The 864-nt window shown below is 64.6% G+C and carries 1 protein-coding gene; it reads right to left on the bottom strand.

Annotated elements, in window-relative coordinates:
- Positions 1–13: 13 nt before the first annotated feature.
- A protein-coding gene (locus G6W55_RS37905) for an IS5 family transposase (protein WP_175525095.1) occupies positions 14–822 on the bottom strand; the annotation gives its coding sequence in 2 pieces (ribosomal slippage) (positions 14–472 and positions 475–822; 807 coding nt in all).
- Between the last annotated feature and the right edge of the window lie 42 nt (positions 823–864).

Raw genomic sequence — 864 nt, 5'->3', positions numbered from 1 at the left:
CTTAGAAGACGTTTCACTTGGTGAGTCGGCGGTGGTTGATGAGGCTGGTGGCGATGGCGGTGAAGGCGAGGAAGTGTTCGGGCTTGCGTTCGTAGCGTCGGTGGAGGCGGCGGCATCCGCCGAGCCAGGACATGGTGCGCTCGACTACCCAGCGGTGTTGCCCCAGGCGTTGTGAGTTTTCGATTCCTCGCCGGGCTATGCGAGGAATGATGTTTCGCTTGCGGAGCCATCGACGCAGGTAGGGATAGTCGTAGCCCTTGTCGCCGTGAAGCTTTGCAGGCCGGCGTCGCCGCGGTCCGCGTGGGCTGCGGATGGGCGGGATCCCCATGACCAGCGGTTGCAGGGCCAGGCTGTCATGAGTGTTGGCGGCCGAGATGGCAACGGAGACCGGCAGTCCGGACCGGTCCACGATGAGGTGGATTTTCGACCCTGCTTTGCCGCGGTCGGTCGGATTCGGTCCCGTCAGCTGCCCCCTTTGAGAGCGCGGACACTCACGGAGTCAACAGCGAATCGTGACCAGTCCAATCCCCCCTGAGCGCCGAGTTCGTCGAGGATGACGCGATGCAGTCGGGCCCAGACACGCTGCTGAGTCCACCGCGCGAAACGCCGGTAGACAGTGGGCCAGGCCGGCCCGAACACCGGCGGCAACTGCCGCCAGGAACAGCCCGACGTCGCCACGAACACGATCGCGGTCAGACATTCCCGGTCCCCGGCCCGCCGACGGCCCCCACCCTGCGGACGCACCACCACCGTCTCCGGCACCACCCGCCGAAACAACTCCCACAACTCATCCGAGACCAGATGCTCAGCAAGACTCGTCATACCAACACAACGACTCTCCTCGCCAAAGGAAACGTCGTCTTA

The organism is Streptomyces sp. CAI-85 (assembly GCF_013363615.1).
Classification (GTDB): Bacteria; Actinomycetota; Actinomycetes; order Streptomycetales; family Streptomycetaceae; genus Streptomyces; species Streptomyces antibioticus_B.
This window is presented reverse-complemented; position numbering and strand designations above follow the sequence as displayed.